9 protein-coding genes are annotated in these 4,688 nt (G+C 42.1%); all 9 read right to left on the bottom strand.

Annotated elements, in window-relative coordinates; genetic code table 11:
- Positions 1–189, bottom strand: a 189-nt coding sequence (locus AACS90_RS20635; protein WP_153043710.1) for an Arm DNA-binding domain-containing protein, incomplete at its 3' end; no start/stop codon positions are given.
- Positions 190–551: 362 nt separating this feature from the next.
- Positions 552–1,592, bottom strand: a complete 1,041-nt coding sequence (locus AACS90_RS20640; RefSeq protein ID WP_099123597.1) for a tyrosine-type recombinase/integrase — start codon at positions 1,590–1,592, stop codon at positions 552–554.
- A 1-nt stretch (position 1,593) separates the two neighbouring features.
- A complete protein-coding gene (locus AACS90_RS20645) occupies positions 1,594–1,815 on the bottom strand; it encodes a DUF4224 domain-containing protein (RefSeq protein ID WP_099109850.1) in 222 nt (73 codons plus the stop codon).
- A 257-nt stretch (positions 1,816–2,072) separates the two neighbouring features.
- Positions 2,073–2,285, bottom strand: coding sequence for a hypothetical protein (locus tag AACS90_RS20650; RefSeq protein WP_241538337.1), 213 nt, complete (start codon positions 2,283–2,285; stop codon positions 2,073–2,075).
- A gap of 13 nt (positions 2,286–2,298) precedes the next feature.
- A complete protein-coding gene (locus AACS90_RS20655; RefSeq protein WP_099123599.1) occupies positions 2,299–2,661 on the bottom strand; it encodes a hypothetical protein in 363 nt (120 codons plus the stop codon).
- Entirely contained in the window at positions 2,651–2,947 is a 297-nt protein-coding gene (locus AACS90_RS20660) for a zinc-finger-containing protein (RefSeq protein WP_099123600.1), read from the bottom strand. Before AACS90_RS20660 ends, AACS90_RS20655 begins: the two co-directional genes overlap by 11 nt.
- The gene (locus AACS90_RS20665) at positions 2,937–3,788 is read right to left on the bottom strand and encodes a phosphoadenosine phosphosulfate reductase domain-containing protein (protein WP_099123601.1); all 852 of its coding nucleotides are present in this window, start codon (positions 3,786–3,788) and stop codon (positions 2,937–2,939) included. The genes AACS90_RS20660 and AACS90_RS20665 overlap by 11 nt, the downstream gene beginning before the upstream one ends.
- 34 nt (positions 3,789–3,822) lie before the next feature.
- Positions 3,823–4,338, bottom strand: a complete 516-nt coding sequence (locus tag AACS90_RS20670; protein WP_099123602.1) for a single-stranded DNA-binding protein — start codon at positions 4,336–4,338, stop codon at positions 3,823–3,825.
- Positions 4,331–4,688, bottom strand: a 358-nt coding sequence (locus tag AACS90_RS20675) for a YqaJ viral recombinase family protein (RefSeq protein WP_193757305.1), incomplete at its 5' end; no start/stop codon positions are given. The genes AACS90_RS20670 and AACS90_RS20675, both read right to left, overlap by 8 nt.

Genomic DNA, 4,688 nt, shown 5'->3' on the forward strand with positions numbered 1-4,688 from the left:
TAAAGAAACGGTAGGATAGACACCGAAAGCCAGTCGGTCTTCTTTTTTATCGGTGGGGCGGTAGTACTTCATACGCCAGTACTTCGAGCCGCGTGTCGTGACTTCTAAATAGAGGCCACCACCATCAGCGAGTTTGTAGGTTTTTTCTTTGGGTTTTGCTGTTTCGATTTGTCGTGCGTTTAGTTTCATTATAAGGGGCACATTTAAAATAGAAGTGTAGGTGCCCCTGATTATGCCCCGCCGTGCATGTTGATTGCAATAGACTAGAGTAGACCTAAAAAGAAAAGACCTGATTGATTTATCAGGTCTTTCTAAGAGTCAGTTTACTAGTGTAGACGTTAGTAAACTTATGTTTGGTGCCCAGGGCGGGACTTGAACCCGCACAGCCTTACAGCCGAGGGATTTTAAATCAGTATATATTTACTTAAAAATCAATGCTTTGTTATTTTTTTCAGAACATAAGGGATTTTTCTCATGTAATAAAAACAACATGTTACGGGTTAAAAATGACTTATGTTCTGAACATTTATAAGCATCAGACACAAGGTACTTTAACTCCCTTGGTGTTTGTTCTTTCCATTTTTTTGATTGCCTACTACAGGTACTATTTCCACCTTGCGATTATATCTGGCAGTCTGACCGATGTTCTTATGACCGGAGATAACTTGCTTTTCTTGTAGTGTTCCTTCAAGGTCAGAAATACCTTTCGCCTTCAGATCGTGAAAAGTGAAATTAAAATCTAATTCTGGAAATTGTTTAGTAGCAGTCTCTTTCGACTTGAACCATCTACTATTAAATCCATCTCTGGTATACCTTTTTCCATTATCTTGGTGGAGAACATATAGACTATGAATACCTTCTTTTCGTGGAAGAGATTCAGCCATTTTGATAGTCTTTCTTAATCTCTCTGACCATCCTTTGATTTGCTTCTTTCCTGTCTTATGCTGCTTGATGTAAATACCGGCTTCCATTAACTGATCTTTACGAAGCTCTAAGATATCTTTCTGTCTAGCGCAGCAAAGATAAGCCAATTCCATAGCAACCTGAATAATAAGAGGGGAAGAGTTATAAAGTGCCTGATACTCCATGTCAGTAATGTAACGTTCACGCGTGTTTTCGCGGTATTGCTTAACACCTTTACAGGGGTTGCCTTTAACCAATCCTCGCTCATATCCCCAGCGGAATACTCGCGACATGAAGGATTTCTCTCTATTAGCTTGCGTTCTGCTCTTTAAGCCCCGCTTATCCATATATTTTCTAATGTGCTCTGGCTTAATGTTGTCTGGGTTCATTTTGCCAAAGACAAGAATAATTTTTCTGGCGTATTTCTGATAATCTTTCTGTGTGTCTGCTGCAAGTTCTATAAAATCAGCAGAGCGTAAGAAATGATTTGTGAGTGACTCATAATTAAAAACATTTTTCTCGTCGTGGAGGTATTTTTCGTAATGCTTCCATACAACTGATTTATCAGTATCCAGAGCACACAGACGGATAGTACGCCCGTCCGGGTGCTTAAATTCATACGCAGACCGACCTCGAAATACACGCGGTGGCATCCAGTTATCTTCTGGGTTTTTCCTTTTTCCGGCCATGCTATATTGCTCCAAAATCAGGTTCTTCAGTAGAGGTTGAGTCAGAAAGCCTGGAGATAGGATTGTTAAAATGACCCCACGTAGTGCGAGGTCGTCCATCGGGGCGTTTAATGAAGAAAATACCGGCTTTTTCTAGTGATTGACACTGTTTGTATGGTTTTTGATATCCGGTAAGCTCTATTAGTTCCGTGTCGGTAATAAGGGTGTAATCGTGGCGTTCCATAATTATCTCCTTCTTTTCGACATGAAGATACCGCGAATAATGAAATTCATCTCATCTCCTTATCAATCATATCTACGTAATATCTCAGCCACATCACAGGCAGGAACTTACTCTTTTGATATGACGACATAGTGGTTTTAAATCGGGGTAGGTGCTTGGTGAGTATTTGGTTGGTTTGTTGAGCTGTACGTTTTGGATGCTGTTTCAGTTCCTTAAGGCAATCCCTTGCCACCTTCCTCCTTGCGTTCTCGAATTCGTTAGTCATCCTTGTTACTTATATTAAATGGCAATCCAGCTGCCTCCATAGGTTTAATATTCACAAAATTACATGGACTAATAAGACCGCCAAACTCTTCAACCATCATTAATGCTTGCTTGGCTTGAATTGCGATAATATTTGCCGGCAAAACCAATTGATAAGTTACTCCATCAATTAAGACTAAAGTTGTCATTGCTTGGACTTGTTTCATAGCCATATTCTCGTTATTTGTTTGGATGACGGTAGAGAGGGAATATATCGTCAGCAATATCAGGGTGAGATTCATTGAATTCTTGCCATTCTGATACTATTACTGGTAGGGTTGTAGTAACCATAATACGACCCATTCCAGTATTACTCCCCCAAGCCACAGGCTCCATATTTTCATATTCAGCGAGTTTTTCTACTGCTTCGCAAAGTGCTATTAGCTTATTAGGTGCTATCATTAAATCAAGGTAATCATTATCTGCTTGGAATTTTAACCTATCTTCATCGCTGTTTGATTTCATAAAGCAAGCGTATGCTGATAATACCGCTTCACTGCGTTTTTTCATTTCCCGCGCCAACTCAATTACATCATTGTTCATTATTAATTCTCCTACATATACTCTCTGCTTTCTTACACATATCAGTATCAAACCAGCCGAAGTGACAGGTGTTGAAACTGATGTCCAGTTGACGTGCTAACCATTGATACGCTTCCGTGCGCTCTAAATTACGACTCCTGACGACATCATCAAAATAACGATGCGCTGATACTCTCGCTTGTCGCGTTTTCTTATCCGCCAGTGACCCCATCGGGATATCGGTTTCCGGGTGAATACTGACACGCGCACCACATGTCCAGCAGTGGTATGTAGGGTTAAAATAGATCTAACTGAAATATTTCGCAGGATTCGGAGCAGGAACCGGTATCAAAACGTTTAGCTGCGATCATCTCTTGATATAGATTTTGGTAATCTACATTTGAGTACATCCGGGCTATTCCATCTAATGACATATTTCCTCTGTACATGATGTCCTTTGGTGTCTTCCGGTGCCCATCCCTGATATAATCAGCATTTATACATTGCTCTTCAAACTGAATTTTTAATCCAGGTTCATCTCGACAGGCCAAACCCAGTTTCTTCGCACTCTTCTTGATGCAAAACACGCAATTACCCAGATGCTCGGGAAGTGATAAATCAAAGGGCTGTTCTTGCCACCAATCTAAAACATCCTGCTTGTCAACGTCTGAGATATCTGCCAGATAACTTACACCACCCTTGCGGGTTAATCGCCGTGGTTCATCGGCTCGAATACCTATCCATGTCTGATAATTACCTCGCCCGAAATGGTCATTGCAGTAATCCCGAAATGGCCTCAGCTTTAGGCGGTCAGTGCAGAACGCCCCACCGATATAAGGCGTACCATACTTCTTCACCATTTCTGTGAACGGTTTTAAAATTGGCATCCGTGTTTGTATATCCTTCGGTTCCCAGATGGTATAGCCATTGGATGCGCCAAGCTGGGGATTGATATCAGCCTGCAATACAACCAGTGGAATATCCCAGAATTTAACGAGTTCCCTAACAAATCGGTATGTGGAGGGATGTTCAGCGCCTGTATCCATAAACACATAGCGAACATCCTCACCTTGTTTGCGGCGCTGTTCCATCAGATAGACGAGATAAGCCGATGTCCTGCCGCCAGAGAAACTGACAACATTGATCATGGTGGTATCCTAAGTTGGGAGAGAGTTGTTTTGGTTAAATCACGTAGATAGCATGGTTGGGGTATTGCTTGCCGATAGAGGCGAACGGCACGTCATCGTCAAAATCCATTGGTGGTGCTGATTGTGGCTGTTGTGGTTTCCCCCATCCCTGAGATTGTTGTTGCTGTTTTGGGTGCTGCTGTTGTGACTGCTGGCTTTCCTGTCTGGCTCCTAGCATCTGCATCGTTCCACCGATATTTACCACCACCTCAGTGGAATAGCGATCCTGTCCTTGCTGGTCTTGCCACTTCCGTGTTTGTAGCTGCCCTTCAATATAAACCTGAGTACCTTTTCTCAGATATTCACCGGCAATTTCAGCGAGTTTCCCAAATATCACAACCCTGTGCCATTCGGTTTTTTCCTTCATTTCACCGGATTGTTTATCCCGCCATGCTTCAGAGGTAGCTAGTGTGATATTTGTCACCGCGCCACCATTTGGTAGATAACGTACCTCTGGGTCTTGGCCTAAGTGACCAACTAAAATAACCTTGTTAACGCCTTTACTAGCCATTATTGACCCTCCATTGATTACCGAATTCAACGCCTAATTTATTTAATCCCTCATTCATCTTTTCTATAAACTCAGGGATTTGCTCATCGAATTCTTTCATCATGTTTTCATCACGATACACGGGCATGTGAACAATTTCCTTTCCTCCGGGCATCCGGGGATCATAATTAGCAAAATGCCAGGCATCCTTTCCTGTTATCCACATAGAATATTGAACCTGAGCGACATACTCCTTTTTCATGGCATTAATGCCGTTCAAAGCCAAGTCAATAAACACTTCGGTAGTGTTAGGACACTTCAATTCAAGACCTGCGCCATCACTACAAATACCATCCGGTGAACATGCAACT

Origin of the sequence: Xenorhabdus sp. KK7.4 (assembly GCF_963876465.1) — a bacterium.
GTDB lineage: Bacteria > Pseudomonadota > Gammaproteobacteria > Enterobacterales > Enterobacteriaceae > Xenorhabdus > Xenorhabdus stockiae.

What these genes read in the sequence shown, in the direction of transcription:
- AACS90_RS20640 (WP_099123597.1), bottom strand. Translation starts at nt 1,592, where the DNA reads ATGGCCGGAAAAAGGAAAAACCCAGAAGATAACTGGATGCCACCGCGT.
- AACS90_RS20645 (WP_099109850.1), bottom strand. Translation starts at nt 1,815, where the DNA reads ATGGAACGCCACGATTACACCCTTATTACCGACACGGAACTAATAGAG.
- AACS90_RS20650 (WP_241538337.1), bottom strand. Translation starts at nt 2,285, where the DNA reads ATGAAACAAGTCCAAGCAATGACAACTTTAGTCTTAATTGATGGAGTA.
- AACS90_RS20655 (WP_099123599.1), bottom strand. Translation starts at nt 2,661, where the DNA reads ATGAACAATGATGTAATTGAGTTGGCGCGGGAAATGAAAAAACGCAGT.
- AACS90_RS20665 (WP_099123601.1), bottom strand. Translation starts at nt 3,788, where the DNA reads ATGATCAATGTTGTCAGTTTCTCTGGCGGCAGGACATCGGCTTATCTC.
- AACS90_RS20670 (WP_099123602.1), bottom strand. Translation starts at nt 4,338, where the DNA reads ATGGCTAGTAAAGGCGTTAACAAGGTTATTTTAGTTGGTCACTTAGGC.